The organism is Roseateles sp. (assembly GCF_052436255.1).
Classification (GTDB): domain Bacteria; phylum Pseudomonadota; class Gammaproteobacteria; order Burkholderiales; family Burkholderiaceae_C; genus Pelomonas.
The window spans coordinates 22,964-47,615 of the sequence record NZ_JBQVNP010000001.1 but is presented as its reverse complement, the minus strand read 5'-3'; the positions used below and the strand labels follow the sequence as shown (position 1 = coordinate 47,615).

General features: G+C 66.6%; 21 protein-coding genes, 1 tRNA gene and 1 riboswitch. Of the genes, 13 read left to right on the top strand and 9 right to left on the bottom strand.

Features of this window, described 5'->3' with window-relative positions:
* Nucleotides 1-103 precede the first annotated feature (103 nt).
* Nucleotides 104-601: an ornithine carbamoyltransferase gene (locus ACT6S0_RS00205; RefSeq protein WP_444761944.1), complete on the top strand. Its 498-nt coding sequence runs from the start codon at nt 104-106 to the stop codon at nt 599-601.
* Nucleotides 602-762: 161 nt separating this feature from the next.
* On the opposite strand, the gene adhP is transcribed toward ACT6S0_RS00205, so the two are convergent.
* The 4 genes from adhP to ACT6S0_RS00185 form a co-directional block, all read right to left on the bottom strand.
* On the bottom strand, nt 763-1,776 hold the full coding sequence (adhP, locus tag ACT6S0_RS00200; protein WP_444761986.1) for an alcohol dehydrogenase AdhP: 1,014 nt from the start codon (nt 1,774-1,776) through the stop codon (nt 763-765).
* A 33-nt stretch (nt 1,777-1,809) separates the two neighbouring features.
* On the bottom strand, nt 1,810-3,183 hold the full coding sequence (locus tag ACT6S0_RS00195; RefSeq protein WP_444761943.1) for an MBL fold metallo-hydrolase RNA specificity domain-containing protein: 1,374 nt from the start codon (nt 3,181-3,183) through the stop codon (nt 1,810-1,812).
* 181 nt (nt 3,184-3,364) lie between these two features.
* Nucleotides 3,365-3,856, bottom strand: coding sequence for a c-type cytochrome (locus tag ACT6S0_RS00190; protein ID WP_444761942.1), 492 nt, complete (start codon nt 3,854-3,856; stop codon nt 3,365-3,367).
* Nucleotides 3,853-4,224: a TraR/DksA family transcriptional regulator gene (locus ACT6S0_RS00185; RefSeq protein WP_444761941.1), complete on the bottom strand. Its 372-nt coding sequence runs from the start codon at nt 4,222-4,224 to the stop codon at nt 3,853-3,855. The genes ACT6S0_RS00190 and ACT6S0_RS00185 overlap by 4 nt, the downstream gene beginning before the upstream one ends.
* Before the next feature lie 281 nt (nt 4,225-4,505).
* On the opposite strand from ACT6S0_RS00185, the gene ACT6S0_RS00180 reads away from it, so the two are divergent.
* Nucleotides 4,506-5,789 carry an MgtC/SapB family protein gene (locus ACT6S0_RS00180; protein WP_444761940.1) on the top strand — a complete coding sequence of 428 codons (1,284 nt, stop codon included), beginning with the start codon at nt 4,506-4,508 and terminating at the stop codon, nt 5,787-5,789.
* A gap of 15 nt (nt 5,790-5,804) precedes the next feature.
* On the opposite strand, the gene ACT6S0_RS00175 is transcribed toward ACT6S0_RS00180, so the two are convergent.
* Nucleotides 5,805-6,626, bottom strand: a complete 822-nt coding sequence (locus ACT6S0_RS00175) for a universal stress protein (protein ID WP_444761939.1) — start codon at nt 6,624-6,626, stop codon at nt 5,805-5,807.
* A 19-nt stretch (nt 6,627-6,645) separates the two neighbouring features.
* Nucleotides 6,646-7,089: a universal stress protein gene (locus ACT6S0_RS00170; RefSeq protein WP_444761938.1), complete on the bottom strand. Its 444-nt coding sequence runs from the start codon at nt 7,087-7,089 to the stop codon at nt 6,646-6,648.
* 509 nt (nt 7,090-7,598) lie between these two features.
* Here ACT6S0_RS00170 and ACT6S0_RS00165 point away from each other — a divergent pair.
* From ACT6S0_RS00165 to ACT6S0_RS00115, 11 genes are all read left to right on the top strand, one after another.
* Complete coding sequence (locus ACT6S0_RS00165; protein ID WP_444761937.1) at nt 7,599-8,573, top strand: ABC transporter substrate-binding protein; 975 nt, start codon at nt 7,599-7,601, stop codon at nt 8,571-8,573.
* Nucleotides 8,570-10,042, top strand: a complete 1,473-nt coding sequence (locus ACT6S0_RS00160; RefSeq protein WP_444761936.1) for a sensor histidine kinase — start codon at nt 8,570-8,572, stop codon at nt 10,040-10,042. The genes ACT6S0_RS00165 and ACT6S0_RS00160 overlap by 4 nt, the downstream gene beginning before the upstream one ends.
* On the top strand, nt 10,008-10,460 hold the full coding sequence (locus ACT6S0_RS00155) for a response regulator (protein ID WP_444761935.1): 453 nt from the start codon (nt 10,008-10,010) through the stop codon (nt 10,458-10,460). Before ACT6S0_RS00160 ends, ACT6S0_RS00155 begins: the two co-directional genes overlap by 35 nt.
* Nucleotides 10,457-12,046 carry a hybrid sensor histidine kinase/response regulator gene (locus ACT6S0_RS00150; RefSeq protein ID WP_444761934.1) on the top strand — a complete coding sequence of 530 codons (1,590 nt, stop codon included), beginning with the start codon at nt 10,457-10,459 and terminating at the stop codon, nt 12,044-12,046. Before ACT6S0_RS00155 ends, ACT6S0_RS00150 begins: the two co-directional genes overlap by 4 nt.
* Nucleotides 12,047-12,059: 13 nt before the next feature.
* Nucleotides 12,060-12,650, top strand: coding sequence for an adenylyl-sulfate kinase (cysC, locus tag ACT6S0_RS00145; protein ID WP_444761933.1), 591 nt, complete (start codon nt 12,060-12,062; stop codon nt 12,648-12,650).
* Between the two features lie 97 nt (nt 12,651-12,747).
* Nucleotides 12,748-13,416 carry a methyltransferase gene (locus ACT6S0_RS00140; protein ID WP_444761932.1) on the top strand — a complete coding sequence of 223 codons (669 nt, stop codon included), beginning with the start codon at nt 12,748-12,750 and terminating at the stop codon, nt 13,414-13,416.
* A gap of 13 nt (nt 13,417-13,429) precedes the next feature.
* Entirely contained in the window at nt 13,430-14,674 is a 1,245-nt protein-coding gene (locus ACT6S0_RS00135) for a hypothetical protein (RefSeq protein WP_444761931.1), read from the top strand.
* Nucleotides 14,665-15,495 carry an arginase family protein gene (locus ACT6S0_RS00130; RefSeq protein ID WP_444761930.1) on the top strand — a complete coding sequence of 277 codons (831 nt, stop codon included), beginning with the start codon at nt 14,665-14,667 and terminating at the stop codon, nt 15,493-15,495. The genes ACT6S0_RS00135 and ACT6S0_RS00130 overlap by 10 nt, the downstream gene beginning before the upstream one ends.
* 264 nt (nt 15,496-15,759) lie before the next feature.
* A riboswitch (cyclic di-GMP riboswitch) is annotated at nt 15,760-15,850 on the top strand.
* A gap of 107 nt (nt 15,851-15,957) precedes the next feature.
* Nucleotides 15,958-18,147, top strand: coding sequence for a S8 family serine peptidase (locus ACT6S0_RS00125; RefSeq protein WP_444761929.1), 2,190 nt, complete (start codon nt 15,958-15,960; stop codon nt 18,145-18,147).
* 59 nt (nt 18,148-18,206) lie between these two features.
* Nucleotides 18,207-19,796, top strand: a complete 1,590-nt coding sequence (locus ACT6S0_RS00120; RefSeq protein ID WP_444761928.1) for a sensor histidine kinase — start codon at nt 18,207-18,209, stop codon at nt 19,794-19,796.
* Nucleotides 19,793-21,223, top strand: a complete 1,431-nt coding sequence (locus ACT6S0_RS00115; protein ID WP_444761927.1) for an ATP-binding protein — start codon at nt 19,793-19,795, stop codon at nt 21,221-21,223. Before ACT6S0_RS00120 ends, ACT6S0_RS00115 begins: the two co-directional genes overlap by 4 nt.
* Before the next feature lie 135 nt (nt 21,224-21,358).
* Here ACT6S0_RS00115 and ACT6S0_RS00110 read toward each other — a convergent pair.
* From ACT6S0_RS00110 to ACT6S0_RS00100, 3 genes are all read right to left on the bottom strand, one after another.
* Nucleotides 21,359-21,435, bottom strand: a tRNA-Val gene (locus tag ACT6S0_RS00110).
* 34 nt (nt 21,436-21,469) lie between these two features.
* On the bottom strand, nt 21,470-23,740 hold the full coding sequence (locus tag ACT6S0_RS00105) for a RelA/SpoT family protein (RefSeq protein ID WP_444761926.1): 2,271 nt from the start codon (nt 23,738-23,740) through the stop codon (nt 21,470-21,472).
* Nucleotides 23,737-24,618 (bottom strand): alpha/beta fold hydrolase, encoded by an 882-nt coding sequence (locus ACT6S0_RS00100; protein WP_444761925.1) that lies wholly within the window; start codon nt 24,616-24,618, stop codon nt 23,737-23,739. The genes ACT6S0_RS00105 and ACT6S0_RS00100 overlap by 4 nt, the downstream gene beginning before the upstream one ends.
* Between the last annotated feature and the right edge of the window lie 34 nt (nt 24,619-24,652).

Genomic DNA, 24,652 nt, shown 5'->3' with positions numbered 1-24,652 from the left:
CTCGTCGAACCAACGGTCACCGAAGATCGGTCTCCAACGAGCATTCAAACGGGTTGACCTCGGTCAAAGGGCGCGCCCTATCGCTTCGATACGCTGACGCCGCATGTGTTCCCTTGCCCGTCACCTCGCCCCCAACGCCGATCTCACCGCGCCGCTGACCGCCACCGCGCTGGTGGCACAGGCACGCGCGCTGGCAGATCTGGACGCCGTCCAGCTCAAGCCACTGCGGGGCAAGCGGCTGGCTCTCTTCACGATGACGCCAGGCGACGAAGGCCAGCGCGACTTCGTCACCGCCGCGACGGCGCTGGGCGCCCAGGTCTCCCTGGTCGCACCAGGGCTGGACGAGAGCAGCAGCGCCGAGCAGATCGATGCCGTGGCGAGGCTGCTCAGCGAGCTCTATGACGCGATCGAATGCCAGCACCTGCCCGAGGCCCTCGTGCGCCGCATCGCGCAAGGCGCGCGCATTCCGGTCTTCTTCGGGTTGGCCATGCCTGGCCACCCGACCGCCGCCCTGACCAAGGACCTGGGCGCCAGCCTGCCACCGGCCCTCAGGCGCTGCCGCATCCTGCAGGCGGCGCTGGTCCTGAGCGTCAACCGCTGAGGAGGGGCCGGCTCGGTCGGGCGGCGGGCGAGAACTCGTCACCAGCGCGTTGTGTACCTGCCGTAGCGCGGACGCCGGGGCAGCGCGGCCGCCTGGGCGAGGCCGGTGTGGCGAAGTGGCGCCGGCAGATGCGCCAGCTCGGCGCGAAAGCCGGCTGAAGTTCAGGCGAAGCTCAGCACTGCCCGGCCCTCGATGCGGCCATGGCGCAGGCCGTCGAGGATGCGGTTGATGTCCTCCAGCCGGTGTGTCGTCGTGGTGGCATGCACCAGGCCTTCGGCGGCGAACTGCAGGGCCTCGTTGAGGTCCTGGCGCGTGCCGACGATGGAGCCGCGCACGGTCTTGGCGTTCAGCACGACATCGAAGATCGGCAGCGCGAAGTCGCCCGGCGGCAGACCGACCATGGACATGGTTCCACGCTTGCGCAGCATGCCCAGCGACTGGCTGAAGGACTCGCGCGACACCGCGGTGACGAGGGCGCCGTGCACGCCGCGCAGCTGCTTCTGCAGCAGGGCCACCGGGTCCTCCTCGGCGGCGTTGATGCACAGCTCCGCGCCCAGTTGGGCGGCGAGCTTGAGCTTGGCGGAGTCGATGTCGACGGCGACGACGTGAAAGCCCATGGCGCGCGCGTACTGCACGGCCAAGTGGCCGAGCCCACCCACGCCGACGATGGCCACCCACTGGCCCGGGCGCGCGTCCAGCACCTTGAGCCCCTTGTAGACCGTGACCCCGGCACAGAGGATGGGCGCCAGCGACTCGAACGAGACGTTGGCCGGCAGGTGGCCCACATAGGCCGGATCGGCCAGCACGTACTCGGCAAAGCTGCCGTTGACCGTGTACCCCGTCATCTGCTGCGCGTCGCAGAGCGTCTCCCAGCTGGTCAGGCAATGCTCGCAATGGCCGCAGGCGGTGTGCAGCCAGGGCACGCCGACGCGGTCGCCCTCGCGGACGCTCTTGACGCCCGCACCCAGCGCCGCCACATGGCCGACGCCTTCATGGCCGGGAATGAAGGGCAGCGGCGGCTTGACCGGCCAGTCGCCGTCGGCCGCATGCAGGTCGGTGTGGCAGACGCCGCAGGCCGCGACCCTGACGAGGATCTGCCCGGGCGGCACATCGGGAATGGCCACCTCCTCCAGACTGAGCGGTTCACCGTAGGCGCGAACGACGGCGGCTTTCATGGTGGGCATGGCAACTCCTGGGGGGCAACGAGATCAGAGCGTGACGGTGTCGAGGTAGTCGGGTACGGAGGCGGGCCAGCCGAAGCGCTCCTCAATGGCCTGGCGCAGCGCGTCGGCGGACTGCGGCTCGCCGTGCGTCAGGTAGACATGGCGGGGCGGCCGCTTCAGCGTGGCCAGCCAGTCCAGCAGCTGCGCCTGGTCGGCATGCGAGGACATGCCGTCGATGGCCGCGATCTGCGCGCGCACCGGCACCCACTTGCCGTGCATCCGGATGCTTTCAGCCCCACCCAGCAGCGTGGCGCCGCGCGTTCCGGCGGCCTGGTGGCCGACGAAGACGACAGCGTTGCGCGGGTCGGGGGCCAGGGCCTCCAGGTGATGCAGCACGCGGCCGCCCGTGGCCATGCCGCTGGCCGCGACGATGACGCTGGGGAAGGACGGCCGGTTGAGCGCGCGCGATTCGTCTTCGGTGCGCACGTAACGCACGTTCTCGACCAGGGCGCGCCGGTCGGCCTCGGTCAGGCGATGCTCGTCGACATGGCTCTGCACCAGCCGCGTGACCTGCGTGGCCATCGGGCTGTTCAGGTAGAGCGGCAGGTCGGGAATGCGGCGCTCGGCCTTCAGGCGCAGCAGGGCATGCAGGATAGCCTGCGCCCGCCCCACCGCGAAGGCCGGGATCAGCGTCGTGCCGCCGCGCGCGGCCGTGCGGGCGACGACGTCGCAGAGCGCGTCGGCACTGGGAGCGCCGGCGTGGCGCCGGTCGCCATAGGTCGACTCGATGACGACAATGTCGGCATCCGGCGCTGGCGCCGGCGGCAGCATGACCGGGTCGTCGGGCCGGCCCAGGTCGCCCGAGAAGCTGATTGACCCCGCCGCCGTGGCCAGGTGGACGCTGGCCGCACCGATGATGTGGCCGGCATGGCTGAAGGCCGCCGTCAGCCCGGGCAGTGGGTCGAAGCTGCGGCCGAACTCGTGCCGGCGCACTTGCTTGAGGCTTTGCAGCGCCTGGGCTTCGCTGTAGAGCGGCAGGGCCGGCGTGTGGCGGCTGAAGCCATGCCGGTTGGCATAGCGCGCGTCCTCCTCCTGCAGCCGACCTGAGTCGGGCAGCAGGATGGACAGCAGCTCGGCGGTGCCGGGCGTGGCGTGGATGGGCCCGCGAAAGCCCTCGCTGACCAGGCGCGGCAGGAAGCCGCTGTGGTCGATGTGGGCGTGGGTCAGCACGACCGCATCGAGAGACGCGGCCGGCACGGCGAAGGGCGCCCAGTTGCGCAGGCGCAGCTGCTTGAGGCCCTGGAACAGGCCGCAATCCACCAGCAGGCGGCGGCCTTGCCATTCGACGAGATAGCGCGAACCGGTCACCGTGCCGGTGGCGCCCAGAAAGCGCAGGCTGAGCCCAGCTGACGCACTCATGGGGCCACCCTGCGGCGTGCTGACTCATATCGCGGCGTGTTCGGCATCGAGGTCTCCTTGCTGAGTTGCGCCAGCCTAGCCAGCGCGATGGCACAGAGCCTTGCGTGAGATCAAACAGCGCCGCGAGCGGCGGTGGCTGCGCCGTGAAAAAACCGGCGCTGACGGTCGGCCTGCCGGCTGGCTACCGAGCCGGCCGGCCCGGTCCCTGGGTGCCATCGGCGCGCGCCGCAAGATAGGCGTAGAGGTCGATGATGTGGGCCGTGACCATGGGGTCGCCCTGCCAGGCCGGCATCACCAGCGCCGCCTCCCGGCCTTGCAGGATCTTCTCGGCCACGGCGCTCTGCCCTGCGGCCTGCGGGTCGGACTCCGCGGCGGCGAGGATCCAGTCATAGCGCCTGAGCACGAGGCTGGCGAACTGGTGCGAGCCCATCTCGCGCAGCCGCGGCAGCAGGTCGGGGGCGGCGGCAGAACCGGTCGCCGCCGTGCCGTGGCAGGTCGCGCATTTCTGCTGGAAGACCCGCCAGCCGACGTAGCGCTGGCCCTCCGGCAGGGCCTCGCGTGCCAGCGCCTGCGCGGGCTTGGTGTTCTGCACCTCCACCGCGCAACCCGCGGCCACGGCGGCCAGCGTGGCCGCACTCAACGTCGCGAGGCCAAGGCGACGCGGCGCCTTCATGCCCGATGCTCCCGGGCTGCCTGGCAGCCCGCACACAGGCGCGCAAACGGCAGGGCCTGCAGACGTGCGACCGAAATGGCCTCGCCACAGTCGGCGCAGTCACCGTAGGTGCCGGCATCCAGGCGGCCCAGCGCATCGTCGACGTCCTGCAGTTCGCGCAGGTCGCGCCCGGCCTGGAAGTCCTCGGTCTGCTGGCGCTGCATCCGCTCGGCGCCGTCCTTGAGGTCGCTCACCTCGGGGTTGTCGCCCTGCTCTGCCTGACGTTGACGCGCCAGCTGCGCCGCATGCACCTCGGCGCGCAGCTCCGTCTGGCGGTAGAGCAGCAGCTGGCGCAGCATGGGCAGGTGGGCTTGGGTCTGGAGTTCCATCTTGTTCGGTCCTCTGCTGAGCTTGGCATCGCCGCACCTCGGCGATGCCCCATGCTAGGCAGCGCCGCGGCGGCCGACTTGCGCTGGATCAAGCCGGGCGACGAAGGCACCGACGAAGCCCGACTGATGCAGATCAACGACGCCGCCGGGGCAGCCGCATAGATTCATGTCGCGATGACGGCCCCGCAACCCGCCCTTCCACCGGAGACGCCCATGCCGATACCCATGTTGCCGGTGCACCCACTCGACCGTCGACCGCGCTGGCACCGGCGGCGGCAGGCATGACCCCCGAGCTCGCCGGCGGCTTCTTTGCCGCGCTGCTGATCGGCATCCTGGTCGGCATCGAACGGGAGAAGAAGCGGCCCGCCGGGCCCGCCGACACCATCGGCGGCATCCGCACGCATGCCCTGTTGGCGCTGGCGGGCGCGACCTCGGCATGGCTGGGCCAGGCGCTGCAGCTGCCGTGGCTCCTGGTGGTGGTGATCGCCGCCGTCGCCGCGATGACCGTCACACGCCATGTGCTGTGGCGCCACGATGGCCGGGACGCCGCACCGAGCATGACCAGCCAGATCGCCGCCGTGCTCGTCGTGCTGCTGGGTGGCCTGGCGGCCACCGGCCACCAGGCGCTCGCCGTGGCGCTGGCCGTGACGCTGTCGGCGGTGCTGGCATTCAAACAGCCGCTGCACGCGCTGGTGCAACGGCTGGGCCTTGACGACATCCTGGCAGGCCTCAAGCTGCTGATCGCCTCCGTGATCGTGTTGCCCCTGCTGCCCAACGAAACGATGGACCCCTGGCAGGCCCTCAACCCCTACCAGCTGTGGCTGATGGTCGTGCTGATCCTGGCACTCTCGCTGGCCGGCTACGTCGGCATGCGCTGGCTGGGTCCGGCGCGCGGCGCCGCCATCACCGGCCTGGCCGGCGGCCTGGTGTCGTCCACGGCCACCACGCTGAACTTCGCACGCGACAGCCGCAGGGCCGGGCCCGCCGCCAACAGCAGCGCCATCACGGCCGGCATCCTCTGCGCGTGGCTGGTGATGTTCCTGCGCGTGATGACCATCGTCGCCGTGCTCAACCCGCCCTTGCTGGCCGCGCTGTGGCTGCCACTGGTGGTGATGAGCGTGGTATCCGGCGCACTGGCACTGCGGCACTACCTGGCCGGCGCTGCCGCCGCGAGCACCGCCACGGCAAGCACCGCGCCGCTGAAGAACCCGTTCAGCCTGGGCGCGGCGATCCGCTTCGGTGCGCTGTTCGCGGTCGTACTGGTGATCGTGAAGCTGGCCCAGCAACAGTTCCCCGCCGGCGGTTTGATCGCCGTCTCGGCGCTTGCCGGCGCGGCAGACGTCGACGCCATCGTGCTGTCGCTCAGCGGCCGGAGCGCCGGCGCCATGAGGACGGTCTCTACGGCCTGGACTGCCTGGGCCGTGCTGGCCGCCCTGCTCGCCAACACGGTAGTGAAGATCGCCATGGTGATGCTGACTGCGCGCGGCGATGTGCGCCGGAGCATGGGCCTGGCGAGCGTGGCCATCTGCAGCATCGGCGCCGCCGCAGCTTGGGCCTGGCTGTGAGCCGGCCCGTGCCTGCTAATGCGACATCAGCACCGGCAACGTCATGCTGTCCAGCAGAGTGCGCGTCGCGCCGCCCAGCCACCTCTGCGTCCAGCGCGCCCTGCCCCAGGCCCCCATGACCAGCAGGTCGGCACCCAGGTCCGCGGCGCGCGACAGCAGCAGCTCACCAGCATCGAGGTCCGAGACCTCCAGCCGCAACTGGGCGTCCACGCCATGCCACATCAACCAGCGGCGCAAGGCCTCCAGCTTGCCTTGGATGGCGGCGCCGAGTTCCTCTACCGAGCCGCCAGGGGCGTCGCATCGCATCACCGTGACCTCGCGCGCTTGGCGGAGCATTGGCAACGCGTCGCGCAGCGCACGCGCGGCTTCCGGGCTGTCGTTCCAGGCCACGAGAACGCGCTCCCCGATGGGGTCGACGGTGCCCGCATAGGGCAGTACCAGCGCAGGCCGCGCGCATTCCAGCACGACATGCTCGACCACGGCGCGCGCGGCAGCGTCCTCGCCCTGGCCAAGGATGACGAGGTCGCTGCAATGGGCATGGTCGACAAGGGAGACCACCGCGTCTTCAGGATCCGCCAGCGCTTCGACGGACATCAGCCCAGCGGCATGGCAGGCGGCCACGAAGTCGTCGGCCCGCCGCTGCGCGTCGGCGCGGACGGCTTGCGCCGCCTCGGCCAGCATGGCGGTCGCGGCAAAGCTCAGCGAGACCGGCGTCCGACCGCTCGGCGCCAGGCCGACGAGGTGGGCGCCAAAGCGGCGCGCCAGCCTCTGCGCCACGTCAGCGCGCGCGGCGCAGTGCGCGCCCTCGTCCAGGTGTATCAGCAGGCTTCGATACATGGCAGTCTCCGGTCCCCGGCTAAAGCGCGTCGCCGAGCGGGCCGCGCACGATCAAGGCCGGCACCCTGCACAGCGCCAGCACCTTGGTGACGACGGAGCCCACCACGATTGCCGACAATGCGCCATGGCCGTGCGAGCCCAGCACCACGAGGTCGTAGCCGCCCTGGTCGGCATGCTGGGCCACGAGCCGCCCCGGATCACCGACCCGATGCTGGAACGCAGGCTTGAGGCCTCGCACCTGCAAGGCGTCCCGCACGGGTGCGAAGACCTCCTCGGCTTCTGCGTCGTAACGCGCCTGGACGGCTTCGTCGCTCATGGCGGCAATGAGCCCGCCCGGCAGTTTTTGCACGGCATGAAATACCGTGTAGGCATGGCCCGGCTCGAACCAGCGTTCGTGCAATGCCAGGTAGGCGAGCATGTGCTGGGTGTAAGCGCTGCCGTCGACAGCGAGAAGAATCTTCATAGCGGCACCTCAAAAGGAAGGCGTCGGCCAAACCAGGGATTCGTCCGACAACCGGCAAGTTCGTCCGGATCGCGCTATCGAGATCGCTGAGTTCCGAACCCGCTCGCAGCCTACGTCAGCCCGCGCTGCCAGCATTGCGCAAGATCAAAGGCGTGGCAGCCGGCCTGCTCCTGCCGGCGCGCTGGGGGATGTAGGCGATGCCCTGCGGCAGGAGCAGGCCGTACTCCCCGAGGAGGCCGAGGATCTGGTTGACCTGCGCGGTGCGCGCCTCGTCTTCGCTCCCACCTATCCAGGGAAGAAGGAACCTTCCCTAACACTACTTCTGGAGTGATCAACGCCGAAAAAGCATCAAAGAAGTCTTGTCAAAGACTGAGCAGGCCCGTAGGCTTCTCACGTTCGCGTGCGCCAGCAATAACTACTCCAGGCGCACCGTTGTAGGGGCTGGTTAGGGAGTTCGAGTGCACGGTCCGATCCCATCCGTTCTACGGCGTCGCCACGCCCTGGTCGGCATGGGTGCGTTCGCCGCGCTGGCCTCGCTGTACGGATTGACCCGTCGCCGTGACGAGCCCGAGGCAGAGGTAGCCAGGCTTCGGGTCGCCACTCCCCTGGTGCCGCATTCGGGGCTGATCCATCTTGCCGCGGCCCGCGGCTTCTTCAGAGACCAAGGGCTGGACGCGACGCTGGTTCCGCAGACACATGGCAGGGCCGCGCTGACTGAGCTGTTGCGTGGGAAGACGGATCTCGCCGTCGCGGCGGATGTGCCGGTCGTTGTCGAGGTGCTCAAAGGCGCTCCACTGAGCATCGTTGCCTCGGTGGCCAGCGCGTCCAACGAGCTTGCCGTTCTCGGGCGCATTGACCGTGGCATCCGCGGTCCCGACGATCTGCACGGACGCAGGATCGGCGTCACCCTCGGAACCAGTGGCGAGTATTTCCTTTGGGCTTTCCTGGTGCGTCACCGCATCGAGCCCGAATCGCTTCAACTGGTCGACCTGACGCCTTCGAAGCTCATTGAATCGCTGCGCGATGGGCTGGTGGATGCTGTCGCGGCGTGGCAGCCGGTACGCCACATGGCCGAGGTTGCTTTTGGCGAAACCCTCGTCTCGCTGCGCGCGCCGGACGCCTATGCGCAACGATACGTGCTGGTTGGCCTTGACGAATACGTAAGGACGAAGCAACAAGCGTTGCGTCGGCTGCTGTTCGCATTGACCCAAGCCGAGTCCTTTGCATATTCTGAACCCCAGAAAGCCAAGGCTGCTCTGGCTGAGCTCATCAAGCTCAGCCCTGAAGGACTCGATCTATCCTGGCGGGACATGACCTTCGAAGTCGAGCAGCAGCAGGCTCAGCTGGTCACGCTGGAAGACGTCGCAACATGGGCCATGGCGCGCGGCTACGCCCCGGTTCAGCCCATGCCCAACTTCCTTTCCCATCTGGCCCTGGACCCGCTGCTTGCGGTTCGCCCAGCGCGCGTTACGGTGGCGCGATGAAGATCAGCAGCAAAGCCAAGCTGGCCGCGACGCTGATGCTGGGCACGATGGTGCTCATCGCCGTCAGCATCGGATGGGCCGACGCGCAGGTGCGCGCTGCCGTGGCCCAGCGACGTCACAGCGTCGAGATCGCCGGCGCGCTCAACAACATGCGCATGGTCACGTTCGAGTACCTGCTCAATCGACGCGAGCGCGCACGCCTGCAGGAAGAAGCCGTCTGGCAGAGGCTCCAACGCCTGTTTGAAACTCCCGTCGCGCTCGACGGTGCCGCCGCGACCATCCTGGCCAACCTTCGTAGCCAGGGAGAGGCGAGCCATCGTCTCTTCGGCGAGGTTGGTGCTGCAACGACCCCCGCAACGGTCGCCGACGACATTCAGCGCCGCTTCGAAGCTCAGTTGTCGAGCCGGATACTGATTCTTCAGCAGAACAGTCTCGTGCAGGCCGAGCAACTCATCGACGACGCGGGGGTTCGGATCGACCAGACCCAGCGCCGCGTCGTCATGATCACCGGGTTCGGCCTGTTGGCAATGGCGGTCCTGACGGGCGTGGCCGCCTGGCTCTTTCGCCGTGATGTCCTTGCTCCGGTCGCGCGCCTGGAGTTCGCGACCCGCGAGGTCGCTGCCGGCAACTGGTCGTACGAACTCGATGTTGGGAGCACCGATGAACTGGGAGACGTGGCGCGCCACTTCGACGCGATGACGCGCGCACTCAAAGACTCCTTCGACCGGCTCGATCTCAGCAATCGGGAGCTTGTTGGGCTGAACAAGGAACTTGAATCGTTCAGCTATTCGGTTTCCCACGATCTTCGCAGCCCGTTGCGGAGCATGGACGGGTTCTCCCTCGCACTGCTGGAGGACTACGGCGACAAGCTCGACGACGAGGCCCGTGACAGTCTTCAACGCATACGAGGGGCCAGCCAGAAGATGGGCCGCCTGATCGATGAACTGCTCGGCCTGGCGCGGGTGACGCGCGCAGAACTGAAGATCCAGGATGTCAATCTCAGCGAGATGGCCGAGGAGATGGCGTCGGCGTTGGCGAAGTCGCAGCCGCAACGCCAGGTGCGATGGGACATCCAAAAAGGCATCGTCGTCAGAGGCGATCGGGAGCTGCTCGCCATCGCGTTGCAGAACCTGCTCGACAACGCATGGAAATTTACGAGCAAGGTCCCTGAGGCTGCCATCCAGGTCGGCTCCCGGCGCGAAAACGGACAACAAGTCTGCTTTGTCTCGGACAACGGCGCCGGATTCGACATGGCCTACGCCTCCCGGCTGTTCGGTGCTTTTCAGCGCCTTCATCATGAGGCCGACTTCCCGGGCAATGGGGTCGGCCTGGCCATCGTCCTACGCGTGATGCGTCGCCACGGCTGGGCGCTGGGGGCTGACGCCGCCATCGGTCACGGAGCGACCTTCCATTTCCGCCCAACGGAGCACGGTGATGAACGAAGAGAACAAGACCATCCTGCTGGTTGAAGACAATCCGGATGACGTCGCGCTGACGCTGCGGGCTTTCAAACGCAGCCATCTGATGAATCCGCTCGTCGTGGCGCGTGATGGCGTAGAGGCGTTGGACTTTCTCTTCGCGCGCGGTGACCATGCCGCGCGGCTAGGCGCACCATTGCCAACACTGATCATCCTCGACCTGAAGCTGCCGAAGCTGGACGGCCTGGGCGTGCTGAAGGCGATGCGCGCCGATGAGCGCACGGCGCTGCTGCCGACCGTGATACTGACCTCTTCGAAGGAAGAACAGGACGTCGTCTCCGGCTATGCATTGGGTGCCAACAGCTATGTCCGCAAGCCCGTCGACTTCGTCGAGTTTGTAGAGGCCGTCAAGGTGCTTGGCCTTTACTGGCTCGCACTCAACCTGCCTCCCCCGCGGCAGACACCATGAACGAGCGCCGCATCAGGGTCCTCGCAGTCGAAGACTCAGAAAACGACTTCCGCCTGGCTGTGCGCCTGCTGCGCCGGGCGGGCTTTGAGCCGGACTGCCAGCGTGTGCAGGACCTGCAGAGTCTGAGGCAGGCCTTGATCGAGGGACCGTGGGACGCCGTGATCTCCGACTTCAGCATGCCGGGCTTCAGCGGGCTAGAGGCGCTCACCGAGTTCCGCAAGGCGGCCCTGGACATTCCCTTCATCTTCGTCTCGGGAACGATCGGCGAGGAAACGGCCGTCGCAGCAATGCAGGCGGGCGCCAACGACTATGTGATGAAGGAAAACATGAGCCGGCTCGGGCCTGCTCTCGAGCGCGAGCTGGCACAGGCGGCACGGCGCGCCGCCCATCGGCAGGCTGAATCAGAGCTGAGCCGGTTCGAGGCGCAACTCCACCAGGCCCAGAAGATGGAATCCCTCGGCACACTGGCCGGAGGCATCGCGCATGACTTCAACAACATCCTCGGTGCCATTCTTGGAAACCTCGCACTCGCCAGGGCCGATTTGGCTCCCGAGCATCCGGCACAGGTCGCTTTGGGTGAGATTCAACAGGCGAGCCTGCGTGCCCGCGATCTGGTCCGCCAGATACTGACCTTCAGCCGCCGCCGGCCTCAGCAACTGCAGAACATCGCGCTGAGGCCCATTGTCGAAGAGACCTTCCGCCTTCTACGCGCGACGCTACCTGCCGGTGTTGAGCTTCGACTGTGCGCGGGCCCCCCCTTGTATGCCAACGCCGATGCGACTCAGTTACAGCAGGTCTTGATGAACCTGGGCACGAACGCCTGGCATGCCTTGCGAGGCGAGGCCGGGCAAATCGAAATCGGGCTCGATGCCACTCATGTCGACGCGGCCACTGCACGGATGCGTGGCTTGGTCGCGGGTCCACACATTCACCTTTGGGTGAAGGACACAGGCATGGGGATGGACACATCGACGCTCGCAAGGGTCTTCGAGCCGTTCTTCACGACAAAGGCTGCCGGTCAGGGCACGGGTCTTGGCTTGTCGGTGGTCCATGGCATCGTCGCAAGTCATCACGGCAGCATCACCGTCGACAGTGAGTTGGGGGTGGGCAGCATCTTTCATGTACATCTGCCTGCGACGTCTTCGACGCCAGCGTTGGTTCTGCCCCTGGAGCAAGCGACGCCAGTTGCCGCAGCGCGTGGCGAGCATGTGGCCTATCTCGATGACGACGAAACCGTCATGCTCGTCATGGTCCGGACCCTCGAGAAGGCCGGCTATCGTTGCAGCGGCTTTACGGATGCCGACAGTGCGCTGGCCGCCGTCAGGGATGCGTCGCGAGGGGTCGAAGTCTTCATCACCGACTACAACATGCCAGGGCGGTCGGGGCTGGAAGTGGCGCAAGAGGTGGCGGTCATCCGGCCCGGACTGCCCATCGCGATCAGTTCCGGCTTGATCACCGACGAACTCTGCGAGCAGGCGCGCCGGGCAGGCGTTCTGGCGGTGATCGAAAAGGAGAACGCCTTCCGCGAGATCGTGCCGCAAGTGGCACGACTGTTGACCCTCGCGGCGACGCGCACGCCTCCGTGACGGGTGCCAACGGGTGTTATGGATACCTGGCCTACGACGCGCCGATCATCAGGAGAAGCGCATGGCTGACAGCATGCAGATCGGCATCTGCTATTGGTTGACCGGGCTGCCAGGCTCAGGCAAGACAACCCTGGCTGGCGCGTTCAAGGAGCGCCTGAGATGGGAGGGGCAAGCAGCGTGCATTCTCGACGCGGACCTCCTGCGGGAAGGCATCAACCGCGATCTCGGCTACTCGCCTGAAGACCGAAGCGAGAACGTTCGCCGGATCTCCGAAGTCGCGCGCCTGTTCGTACTGGAAGGCTTCGTCGTCATCGTCGCCTGCATTGCACCCTACCGGGCCGACCGCGAACGCGCTCGCGGGCGCTTTCCCGAAAGCAGGTTCTTCGAGGTCTTCGTCGATGCTCCGGTGGAGGTCTGCATCGCACGCGACCCGAAAGGCCTGTATCTCAAGGCCCGGCAGGGGGCGACCCTGCAGGTGACTGGTGTTTCAGCGCCCTACGAGCGGCCCGAGCAGCCCGACCTCGTATTGATGACCGGCGCGCTGTCGCTGGATACCTGTGTCGAAGCGCTGCTGAGAGGCATCAGGTCAATAGCACCAACATGATCGCGCTGCGCTTTGCGAGGCGGGACCATGACTGCGACCCGCACGGCGATACGGACCGTGCGATGGATCTTCCGCACAAACACCCCGGAGGTGGGACATGAACTTGACCGGCTTTACCGACCAGTGGCAGGCCGAGCGCCAGCAGCTCTTCAAATCCGTGCCGCCCGAGGGCCAGAAGGTCCGCTATCTGGACAAGGAGTTCCTCGTCTATCCGAACACCTTCTGGCCTTTCGCCGACAGCATGCCGCTGGTCAAGCACTTCACGGTGGCGCCCGGCGAGAGTGTGTTGGACGTCGGCACCGGATCCGGTGTCATAGGCATCTTTGCCTGCTACCGGGGCGCTTCGCGCGTCGTCGGCGTTGACGTCAATCCAGCGGCCGTGTTGAGCGCAACGCACAATCTGCAGATGCACGGCTTTGCCGACACCATGGCCGTGCTGCAGTCAAACCTGTTCGAGGCACTGGGCGACGAGCGTTTCGACGTCATCACCGCCAACCTCCCGTTTCGAAACAAGCCGGCGCACGACCTGGTGGCGATGTCCCAATGGGACACCGATTTCAAGACCAACATTCGCTTCTTCGAAGGCGTGGGCCGGCATCTCAAGCCGCTGGGGCGCATTTACTTCGTCCAGTCCAACTTCGGTGAGATCGAGACTGTGAAGCGCCTTGCCCATGCGGCAGGTCTGCAAATCAGGGAGCTGGCAAGCGAAGTCATCGACGACACCCGACGTCAGGAATTTTTCGCCTTCGAGATGAGGCGGTCCTGAGGCATCCCACGCCATGGACAGCGCTCTACAAACCGTCAAGTCGCGCCGAGCCGTTCCCTGCTCTGAACTGGCCCCGAAGGTTCGGCGGGTGGTCGTCATCCTGTCGGGCTCGCGCGGTGGGTCCAGCCTATTCAAGGAGGCACTGGCCCAACATCCCCGCATCGCTTCGTTGGACGGAGAGCTTGAGCCCTTGCTGGCACTGTCGGGGAATGGCTTCAACCATAACTCGGCCAGTGATGAGATTGAACAGGTAGCCAACGCCGCAGAGCTGGCGAGCAGCATCCTCGACGAAATTTCATTTGCATCGACCGAGTTCCTTGACACCCACTGCTTGCTGAGAAAGTGGAGGAACCGGCTGCTGCTGCAGTTCCCGTCGCACTTCGCCAACCCCGATGTCTACGATCGTCTGCAACTGTCGCTGAGGGCCGCGTTGAGCCAGTTCGACCAGGGCGACCGTCGCAGCGAAGCCGAACTGCAGCGCCTGATCCTCTCCACCGTGTTCAGCGAGCAACCTTGGCGGATCAGCTATTACGACGGGCACACCAACCCGAGTGACCAATGCCAGCGTTTCTTTGACGAGGCCCTGAAGATCGAAGAGCCCCCGTTTGTCGCACCCGCGCTGAGGCGGCGGCCGTTGGCGCCAGCGGAGGTCGGAGACGCTGTCTTCCTGTTCAAGTCACCGTCTGATGCCTATCGAATCGGCATGTACGAGCAACTGTTCCCCAACGCCGAGGTGACCTACATCCACCTGACCCGGGGCTTCGCACAGTCGGTCAACGGCCTGATGGACGGCTGGCTTTACCCGCTGGGATTCTTCTCGCACGACCTAAGCAGCATCGGCTGTGAACTCGCCATTCCGGGCTACTCCGACATCGTGCCGTTCGGCCGCAGGTGGTGGAAGTTCGACATGCCTCCCAACTGGCGAAAGTTCATCGACTCCAGATTGGAGGATGTGTGCCTGAATCAATGGCGCTCCGTCCATGAGGCGGTCCTGCGCAGCGGCGTCTGCAGCCTGCGCGTGGCCTTCGAAGATTTCGTTGCGGCACCTGCATCGACGCTGAGGCGCGTCACCGACCACCTCGGACTGCCCACCATTGTCCTGCCGGGCGCGCTGCCGGTCAGGATGGCCACCGAGCCGCCGCGCTCCAGGCGCTGGCAGAAACGGGGCCCCTTGTTGACAGACCTGGGCCGGCGGCCCGAGGTGCGGGAGATGATGGAACTGCTCGGTTACTCCATGGAGCCTGACGGATGGTTGTGAACGCGAGGCTCCTGCTGCCCTATCTGATGGGCCAGCGCCGTGACGGCCTGCGCCGTGTGCTCGACGTCGACTTCCACCGCTGGGAAGTATTGGCTCCCGCTCTGTTGAACCAGACGCGGATCGACGATCCTGTGACAAAGCTGAGCAGCCTGGGGAGGCTCTACGCCTTGCTGGCAACACGCGTCGCGACACTGGCCCGAAGCGGTTGCCGGCCGATCAGCCTCGCGGGGGATTGCGTATCCAGCCTCGGCATGCTCGCCGGACTACAGCAAGCCGACCAGCCCCCCGATCGAGTGCTCTGGCTCGACGCCCATGGCGACTTCCATACCTGGTCCAGCTCCCAGACTCAGTACATCGGTGGCATGCCGCTGGCCATGTTCGTCGGCCGGGTCGACCCCGACGACGGCCCGCGCAGCCGGGCAACACGTGCTTGCCTGTCCACCATCGGCGTGCAGCCCTACGCGCAGCGGCAGATCGTCCTCGCGGATGCGCGTGATCTCGATCCCGGCGAGCGCGAGGCCTTGCTGGCATCTGAGATCGTCCGCTGCCCGCTGGGCGAAGCGCTGACGCATCTGCGGCCGCATGAACGAATCTACCTGCACTGGGACACCGACGTCATTGACGAGCCAGACCGAATGCCTGCGCTCAAGTACCACGTCCGCAGTGGCCCTGGAACGGCCGAGATGACGAAGTTTTTTCATGCGCTGCGTGCTTACAACATCGTTGCCGTGTCCGTGTCTGCCTGGCATGCCGAACAGGACGCCAACAACGAGACCGCTCTGACCGCCCTGGGGATTCTGAACACCCTGGTAAGCCCCTGAGACAACGCTCATGTCGTGCCGGGCGCGCTGCGACGACCTGACGCTTCAACCCTGCGTCGTCGTGCAGAAACAGCAGGTCTACCGCGCGGACAGCGACTTGCGCTGGGTGGGCACGTGCAGATCGGCACACAGGTTCGCCCAGCGGACCGTCTGAGCGCGAATGTGTAACTTTGCGCGCGACGCCTCGCGGAAGCGCTACTAGTTCACAAGCGTCACAGGGGCGCAGCGCTCTGACGACGAGATATGAATTACATTTTTTTTACTGATTGACAAAGGCACACCCGAGCGAAAGCCGGGGTCGCAAAGCTTCCGGTCTACGACCCGCACCGCGGGTTACGACAGCGGGGTCGCCAACGATGGCCGCGGTATTCCCCGCCGGCATGGCAGCTCCACGTCACGGATGTTTTTGTGACGCTCGACCGGGCGTTTGCGTACAGATCAGCGCAACCACGAAAGCACGCCATGACCGTCAACACGCTTCCCCTTCGATTTGTCGTCCTGGTCGAATCGCGCATTCATGCGGCACTTGCCCTGCTGCTGATGATGGCGGCGCTGCTGTGGCCGGCGCCCGCGCATGCGGCACCGCGGGACAAGATCGCAGCCGATCTGCGGCAGGCAATCGGCTCGGCCGATCCGCCCAAGCACCGATGGCATCGAGAACAGGCCGGTCGCCGCTATGTTCATGCCGTGGTCGTCAGCAACTCGACGGCATCAGATTTGACCGATCTGCGGAGCGCAGTGTTGGCGGCAGGAGGCACGGTCTACTGGCGCTACCAGTCGATGTCGGCACTGTTCGTGATGCTGCCGGTAGAGAAGGTCGACGCACTCGCCGCGCGGCCGGACGTGCAAAGCATTTCACCGAACCGGCGCACGGCCCGCACCTTTAGCCTGACCGAATCGTCCACCGGCGCAGCCGACGTGCGCATGGCCGCGATCGGTGCGGCGCAAGGCCTCAACGGCACAGGCATCGGCGTCGCAGTGCTTGATTCGGGCATCGCATGGCACCACTCAGCGTTCACCGACGGGAACCGCTCGCGAGTCGCCCGTGCGGTGGACTTCGAGAAGGTAACGCAAGGGGGCGCAGACCCTGCCTTGCAACCAAGCGTCGATAGATCAGACGCAGCGCTCCGTGGCCGAGAGCGAGCCGCAGCCGAGCGGTCCTTCGTGGACGAGCGCTCAGGCTTGGCGGACCTGTACGGTCACGGCACCCACGTCGCGGGTATCGCCGTGGGCCGATCAACGTCTCGGCAGCCCGAGTCGAGTGGCATCGCGACCAATGCCTCGCTGATCGACGTCAAGGTGCTTGACGACCGCGGCGAAGGAGAGCTGAGCGATGTGCTGGCGGCCATCGACTGGGTCATCGCGCACGCGAAGGAATACAACATCCGCGTGCTCAACGTGAGCCTAGCTGCCGACTCAACCGAGTCGTATCTGACCGACCCGCTGTGCCTGGCACTGCGTGGCGCAGGCGCTGCCGGCATCGTCGTGGTGGTGGCCGCCGGCAACTATGGAAGCGACGCCGCCGGCCAGGAACGCTACGGCACCATCACCTCCCCCGGACACGAGCCCTCGGTCATCACCGTGGGCTCGGTCAACACGCGGGCGACGGTTTCACGCGCCGACGACGCCGTCAATCGTTTCAGCTCTCGGGGCCCCACGCGCGGCGGTGTGTTCCTGCCCAACGGACGCCGAGTCGCTGACAACCTGCTCAAGCCGGACCTGGTGGCACCGGGTAACCGTATCGTCGGCCCCATGGCAGCTGGCAGCGTGCTGGCGACGAACTTTCCCTCACTGTCCGCCCCCTACGGCGGCATTGCGCAGCCGCGAGACCACGAGTTGATGGACTTGAGCGGCACCTCCGTCGCGGCGCCGGTGGTGTCCGGTGCCGTTGCGCTGATGTTGCAGGCCAACCCAGGCCTCACGCCGCCCCTGGTGAAAGCCATTCTGCAGTACACCGCGCAGGCCCTGCCGGGGGCCAACCTGGTGCAGCAGGGTGCCGGGCTGCTGAACGTCGACGGTGCGGTGCGACTGGCCGGTGCGCTGCGCGCCGACATCTCAGCAGCGATCACAAGTGGCCGCATCGTGGCCGGCTCGCCCCTGCTCGCGACGGGTCAAACGATGCCCGTGCCGGTGTCGATGATCAACGGGCAGGCGGTGCCGTGGGGTCGCATCATCTTTGCTGGGGGGCGCCACCTCTATAGCGGCAGCACGCTTTTCACCCGCTACCAGCCGCTGTACGACCCGCGTTTGCTATGGGTAGGCGGCAGCGCGGTGCGGTTGATCTTTCAAGCCAGCACCGGCGGGGTATGGCCAAGGGGTGTGACAGTTCCCGTGCAGTCGGGACAGCGTCTCCTTACTGATGGCGTCGTCACGCTGACCTCGCTGGCCGGCGGGAGTTCGTTGCTGGGCCGCACGGGTGTCTTCATTCCGGTGGCGACCCTGTCCGGATGGCTGGCCTCGGGCAGCGGCGTGGTGCTCAGCGAAGGAATCGTCCTCAGCGAGGGCGTCGTACTGAGCGAAGGTGTTGTGCTGAGCGAAGGCGTGGTGCTCAGCGAAGGCGTGGTGCTTAGCGAGGGCGTGGTGCTCAGCGAGGGCGTCGTGCTGAGTGAAGGCGTGGTGCTCAGCGAAACCTTCCGCACGGGCGAACGATGATGGTTGCGACAAGCGCCGGGGCCGGTCTGACCTGGCCTCGGCGCGTCCACCAGGCATTGATGCCGGACTACAACCGCAAGGCGGCGGTCTATTGGTGGACGGTTGTCTGCCTCGGCACCGTGGTGCTGGCTCACTCGGTGCTGCATGTTGTAAGCCTCTCGCCAGAGGCATGGTTGCACGTGCTGGGCGGCACGATGCTGGCGATGCTGGCGGGGTTGGTGCCGGTGCGCATCCCGCGGTCGACAAATTCGTTTACCGCAGGGGAAATATTCATCTTCCTGCTATTGCTGCTGAATGGACCTGAGGCTGCGGCCCTGGCATCGGGAGCGGAAGCGTTGGTGGGCGCCTGGCGCACCTCCAAGCGCTGGACCAGCCGCATCGCCAGCCCCGCGATGGCGTGCGTGGCCATGTTCTGCGCTGGCACGGCGCTGCATGTAGCGCTAGGCGAACTGCGCAGCCGTCAACTTGAAAGCGACAGCCTAATCCTGCTCGGTGCGGTCCTGTTCGCGCTCGGCTACTTCGTGTTGAACACCGTGATGGCAACGGCGGTGCCGCGGCTCAAGCGCAACGAACCGCTGTCGATCAGGGCTTTCGTCGACGCATTCGGCTGGCTTGGCATCGCCTACGCCGGCAACGCGTCAGTGGCGACGCTGCTGTTTCTCAGCTTCCGGCAGTCGGGCATCGTCGTCGTGGTCGCGGCCACGCCAATCATAGTGATCCTGCTGACGACCGGCCACTTCTTCTTTCGGCGCGAGGAAGCGGCCGAAGCGGTGCGCAAGGCTCGCGAACAGCAGACCGCGCAGAAGCAGCTGCTGGAGAACGCGCGACAGTCGGGCATGGCCGAGATTGCCACCAACGTCCTGCACAACGTTGGCAATGTGCTCAACAGCGTCAACGTGTCGGCCGAGCTGATCGGCGCCAAGGTTCGCGCCTCGGAGGCGGCAGGGCTGGCACGTGCGGTGGCGCTGCTAGACGCGCACGCGCAGGACCTGGGGGACTACCTCACCAAAGATGCGCGTGGCCGGCTGTTGCCGGACTATCTGAAGCACCTATCGCTGGCGTTGGCCGAAGAGCGCCAGCAGGTCCTGGACGAGCTGGCGGCGCTGACGCGCAGCGTGTGCCACATCAAGGAGATCGTCGCGACGCAGCAATCGTATGCCGGCGCGTCGAGCATGGTTGAATCGGCACGCATCACCGACCTGATCGAGGATGCGCTGCGCATTGATACGGGTGGCATCAGCCATCTGAGCGTCGAACGCAAGTTCGAGGCCGTGCCGGCGTTGATGCTGGACAAGCACCGGACGTTGCTGATCCTGGTGAATCTGATTGGCAATGCGCGTCATGCCATGTTGGAAGCGCCAGCCGGCGCTAAGCAGTGCATTGTCGTGAGCGTGCGCGTGGTCCAAGGTGATCGCCTTCAAGTGCTGATCGCTGACAACGGTTGTGGTATTGCGCCGGAGAACCTCACACGCATCTTCGCGCACGGGTTCACGACCAAGCAGGACGGCCACGGTTTCGGCCTTCACAGTTGCGTGTTGGCGGCCCAGGAAATGGGCGGCACGTTGGTTGCCCACAGTGACGGCCCCGGAACCGGCGCCACATTCACACTTGAGCTCCCCCTGACCGCTGCCCTGGAAAGTCCGGCATGAACTCCTTCGAGAACCGCCGCATCCTGCTGGTCGACGACATGCCGACTATCCACGCGGATTTCCGCAAGATCCTGGCGCCGGAACTCGGCGCCGCGTCTGCGTTGGATGCGGCCAAAGCAGCATTGTTCGGCGATGAGATCACCGCGGCCGCCCCGCCCTTCGAGCTCGATTCGGCCTACCAGGGCCAGGAAGGCCTGGCCCGCGTTGTCGAGGCGCTCGCGCAGGGCCGGCCCTATGGGGTGGCATTCGTTGACATGCGCATGCCGCCCGGATGGGACGGCGTCGAAACGGTTGAACGCCTGTGGCGGGCCGACCCGAGGCTGCAGGTGGTCTTCTGCACCGCCTACTCCGACGCCTCTTGGGAGGAGGTGCTGCAGCGCCTGGAAACCCGCGACCGGCTGCTCATCCTGAAGAAGCCCTTCGACAATATCGAGGTGAGCCAGCTCGCCAACACCTTGTCCGTCAAATGGCAGGCGACGCAGCAGGCCGCAGCGCAGATCGACCAGTTGGAAGAGGCGGTGGCCGCGCGTACCGCCCAGCTGACGCAGGCCAACGCAGCGCTCCAGGTCGAAATTGCCGAGCGCAAGCAGCTCGAGACCCAGTTGGTGCAATCGCAAAGCCTAGCGTCCATCGGCCAGCTTGCGGCCGGCGTGGCGCACGAGATCAACAACCCGATCAGCTACATCTTCGCGAACAACGGCACCATGGAGACCTACCAAGGGCAGCTGTTCGAACTGCTTCGTGCCTATCGCGTGGCCGAGGCTCAGCTACCCCCGCCCACCGCCACATCCCTGGCGGCGCTGAGGGAGCAGGTGGGCCTAGACTACCTCCACGACGACATGCCGACGCTGCTGCAGGAGTCGCGTGAGGGCCTGATGCGGGTGCGCCAGATCGTGCAGGACCTGAAGGACTTCTCGCGGATCGACACCGGGCAGGAATGGCAACGCGTCCAACTGCACCAGGGCATCGAATCCACACTCAACCTGTTGGCAGGCAAAGTGCAGCCCAAGGCCGACCTGGTGCGCGAGTTCGGCCAGTTGCCCGAGATTGACTGCATGCCATTGCAGATCAACCAGGTGGTGTTGAACCTGGTCCTCAACGCGGCAGATGCCATCCCCACCGGGCGCCGCGGCACCATCACGCTCAAGAGCGGCTGCGACTGCGGCACGCATGTATGGCTTGAAGTGAAGGACACCGGCTGCGGCATTCCGTCAGAGGTGCAACCGCGCATCTTTGAGCCCTTCTACACCACCAAGCCAGTAGGCCAAGGCAGAGGCCTGGGGCTGTCGCTGTCCTACGGCATCATGCAGCGCCACGGCGGGCGCATCGACGTGCACAGCCTGGTCGGCCAGGGCACCACGTTCCGCCTCACGCTGCCGGTGCGGCGCGCCGAGACGGCGCAGGCCACTCACGCCGCGCACCCTTAACGGTGAGTCGCCGCAATCGCATTTCGACCTTGAAGGTGGCCCCTTGGTCGTAGCCCGATTCAGTGGGCAAAGTCGCGTAGCCCAAAGAAAAAGCACCTAGCGTTGCCGCCAAGTGCTTGTTCTACCTACCGTATTTGGTAGGCGCGATTGGATTCGAACCAACGACCCCCACCATGTCAAGGTGGTGCTCTAACCAACTGAGCTACGCGCCTGAAGAGCTGCGCACTATAGCAGAAGTTTTTGGGCTCACTTGCGACGCGCGGAACGCACGCCGGGGATGCCGCAAAGCTCGCGCAGCATCCTGGTCAGCCTGGTTGCATCCGAGAGCTCCAGCGTGAAGCTCATCCAGGCCGTGTCCCCGCCGCCCGCCCGCGGTTTGGCTGAACCGGGCTTCATGGACTGCGTGTTGACCGCCACGACGTTCATCTTTTCCTTGGCAAAGACTTCAAGCACATCGCGCAGCAGACCTTGGCGGTCGCCGGCTTCGACGAGCACATCGACAGGGTAGACCGGCGCACCCTTGCCCGCCGCTTCAGCACCGCCCCACTCCACCGCGATGACGCGCTCAGGCGAGCGCCGCTTCATCTCAGCCAGGTTGCTGCAATCGCCACGGTGGATGGCCACGCCCTTGCCGCGCGTGACAAAGCCCTGGATCGCATCGGGCGGCGCGGGTCGGCAGCAGCGCGACAGCGTCGTCAGCAGCGAGTCGATGCCGACCACAAGGACGCCACCCTTGCCGGACGCGCTCGGGCCCCGCGTATGGCGCTGCGCGAGCAGCTCGTTCTCGTCGGCCACCGGCTCCGGCGGGCGCAGCAGCAACTCGATGTTGCGCAGCGAATACTCGTCCTTGCCGACCACCTCGAACAGCGCGTCCGCGCCCTTGAAGCCCAGGCGCGCGGCCAGCTCGTCAAGCTTGAGGGCCGTCTTGCCCTCGCGCTGCAGCAGCTTCTCGACCAGCTCGCGGCCTTTGGCGATCGTCTGCGCCTGCTGCAACGCGTTGAACCACGCCCGCACCTTGGCGCGCGAGCGTTGGCTCTGCAGATAGCCCAGCTCGGGGTTGAGCCAGTCCAGCGATGGCCCGCCCTCCTTGGTCGCGACGATCTCCACCGTCTGGCCGCTTTGCAGCGGCGTGTTCAGCGGCAGCATCTGGCCGTCAATGCGCGCGCCGCGGCAACGATGGCCGAGGTCGGTATGCACGGCATAGGCAAAGTCCACCGGGGTCGCACCGGCAGCCAGCTCGACGATGGTGGCCTGGGGTGTGAAGACGTAGATGCGGTCGTCGAAGGCCGAGGCCTCGCCGGCTGCCTGCGCTCCCTGCGCCGTGTCGCGCTCCCAGGCCAGCAACTGGTTCAGCACAGCCTTGCGCGCCCGCGCCACCTGCTCCTCGAACTCGCCGGCTGCGCTGACACCGGCATAGCCGCGCGCACCGGCCTCTTTGTAGGCCCAGTGCGCCGCCACGCCGTGCTCGGCATGCTCGTGCATCTCGCGCGTGCGGATCTGCACCTCCATCGCACGGTCGTCGGGCCCGACGACGACGGTGTGCAAGGACTGGTAGCCGTTGGGCTTGGGCTTGGCGATGTAGTCGTCGAACTCGCCCGGCACCGGCGCATAGACCTCGTGCAGGCGCGCCAGCGCGGCATAGCAATCGGCCACGCTGGCGACGATCACGCGCAGCGCCCGCAGATCGAAGACGCGGTCCAGCGCGAGGTCCTTGCCCTGCATCTTCTTGTGGATGCTGTAGAGGTGCTTGGGCCGGCCCTGCACCTCGGCCGCCAGGCCCTGGCCGTAGAGGTCGGCCTGCAGCGCCGCGCGCGCGGCCTCGACCCGCTGTTCGCGCTCGACGCGGGTTTCGTGCAGGGCCCTGGCCAACGACTTGTAGGCCTCGGGTTCACGGAAGCGGAAGGCGAGGTCCTCCAGCTCCCACTTGATCTGCCAGATGCCCAGGCGGTTGGCCAGCGGCGCGAACACGCTCAGCGACTCGTCCGCCAATTCGCCCGGGCAGGCCTGCTTGGCTGCCGCATACCAGCGCAGCGTCTGCAGCCGCGATGCCAGGCGCAGCAGCACCACGCGCAAGTCGCGGGAGAAAGCCAGCAGCATCTTGCGCACACGCTCGGTCTGCTCCGCGCGGACATCGCTCCGGCGGTCGGTCTGGACCTTGGCGACGCGCGCGGCGCGCTGCAGCTGCACCAGGCGCCGCGTGTGCATGACGAGGCTGGCATGGCTGTCGCCAAAAGCCTTGGCGACGACCTCCTCGGGCTTGTTGAGGAAGTCGGCCGCATAGACCAGGTAGGCCGCCGCCTGCAACTCCTGGGCGGCACCGACGGCCTGCAGGATGGCAGCCACGCCATCCGCATGCGCGAGTGCGTTCTCGCCGGTGTCCAGCGGCTCTGCGGCCAGCAAGGGTTCGGCAAACGCGCGGGCGCGCACCACCTCGGCATTGGAATGCGCCGCGCCCGCGTCCAGCAGCGCAACGATGGGCGCGGTGGCCGCGCCCTCGGGCATCGAGCCGGTTCTCATGGGCCGAGGAAGTCCCTCACGATGGCGATCTGCTCGTCACGGATGAGCGTGGGCGCGTGACCGATGCCGGGCAGTTCGACCAGGCGGGCGTTCGGCCCGCGCTGGGTCATGGCACGCGCCGTCTCGGCGCTGAGCAGGTCGGACTCCGCCCCGCGGATCAGCAGGGTTGGGCAACGCAGCTGGTCATAGGCGGCCCACAGCGCCGCCTCGCCCGCGGCGACCAGCTCCGGCGTCACGGCCGCGAAGGGCAGCGCGATGGCCGGGTCATAGTGCGACTTCCATTCACCGCCTTCCTCGCGGAACAGCGGCTCGGACAGCTTGAGCCACTCCGGGTCCGTATGCGGGCCGAAGCCCTCGGAAATGCCGCGCAGATAGGCGGCACCTTCCTCCAGCGACTTGAAGCGCGGCGCCTTGCCCAGGTAGCTGCCGATGCGCTGCAGCGCCTCGATGCGGATGGCCGGGCCGACGTCGTTGAGCACCAGGCGACGGATCGGGCTGGCAACGCCGTCCGGCCGCGGAAGCGACGCCAGGCCCAGGCCGATCAAGCCGCCCATCGACGTGCCGACCCAGTCGACCTGCTCCACATCCAGGCGCGCCAGCAGCGCCACCATGTCGGAGACATAACCCGGTATCTGATAGCCAGACGGCTGGCGCAGCCAGTCGGAGCGGCCGCGGCCCACGACGTCGGGGCAGATGACGCGGTAGCGCTCGCCCATCACGCGGGCCAGGGCGTCGAAGTCGCGACCCTGGCGCGACAGGCCGTGCACGCAGACCAGCACGGGCGCATCGGCGCTCGGCCCGGCCCACTCCCAGTAGGCCATGCGATGCAGGCCGGTCGTGTCCAGGCAATTGACGAAGCGCAGTCGGGGCTGGGTCATGATGCAATCCTTTAAAACCATCGTAGCAACCCAG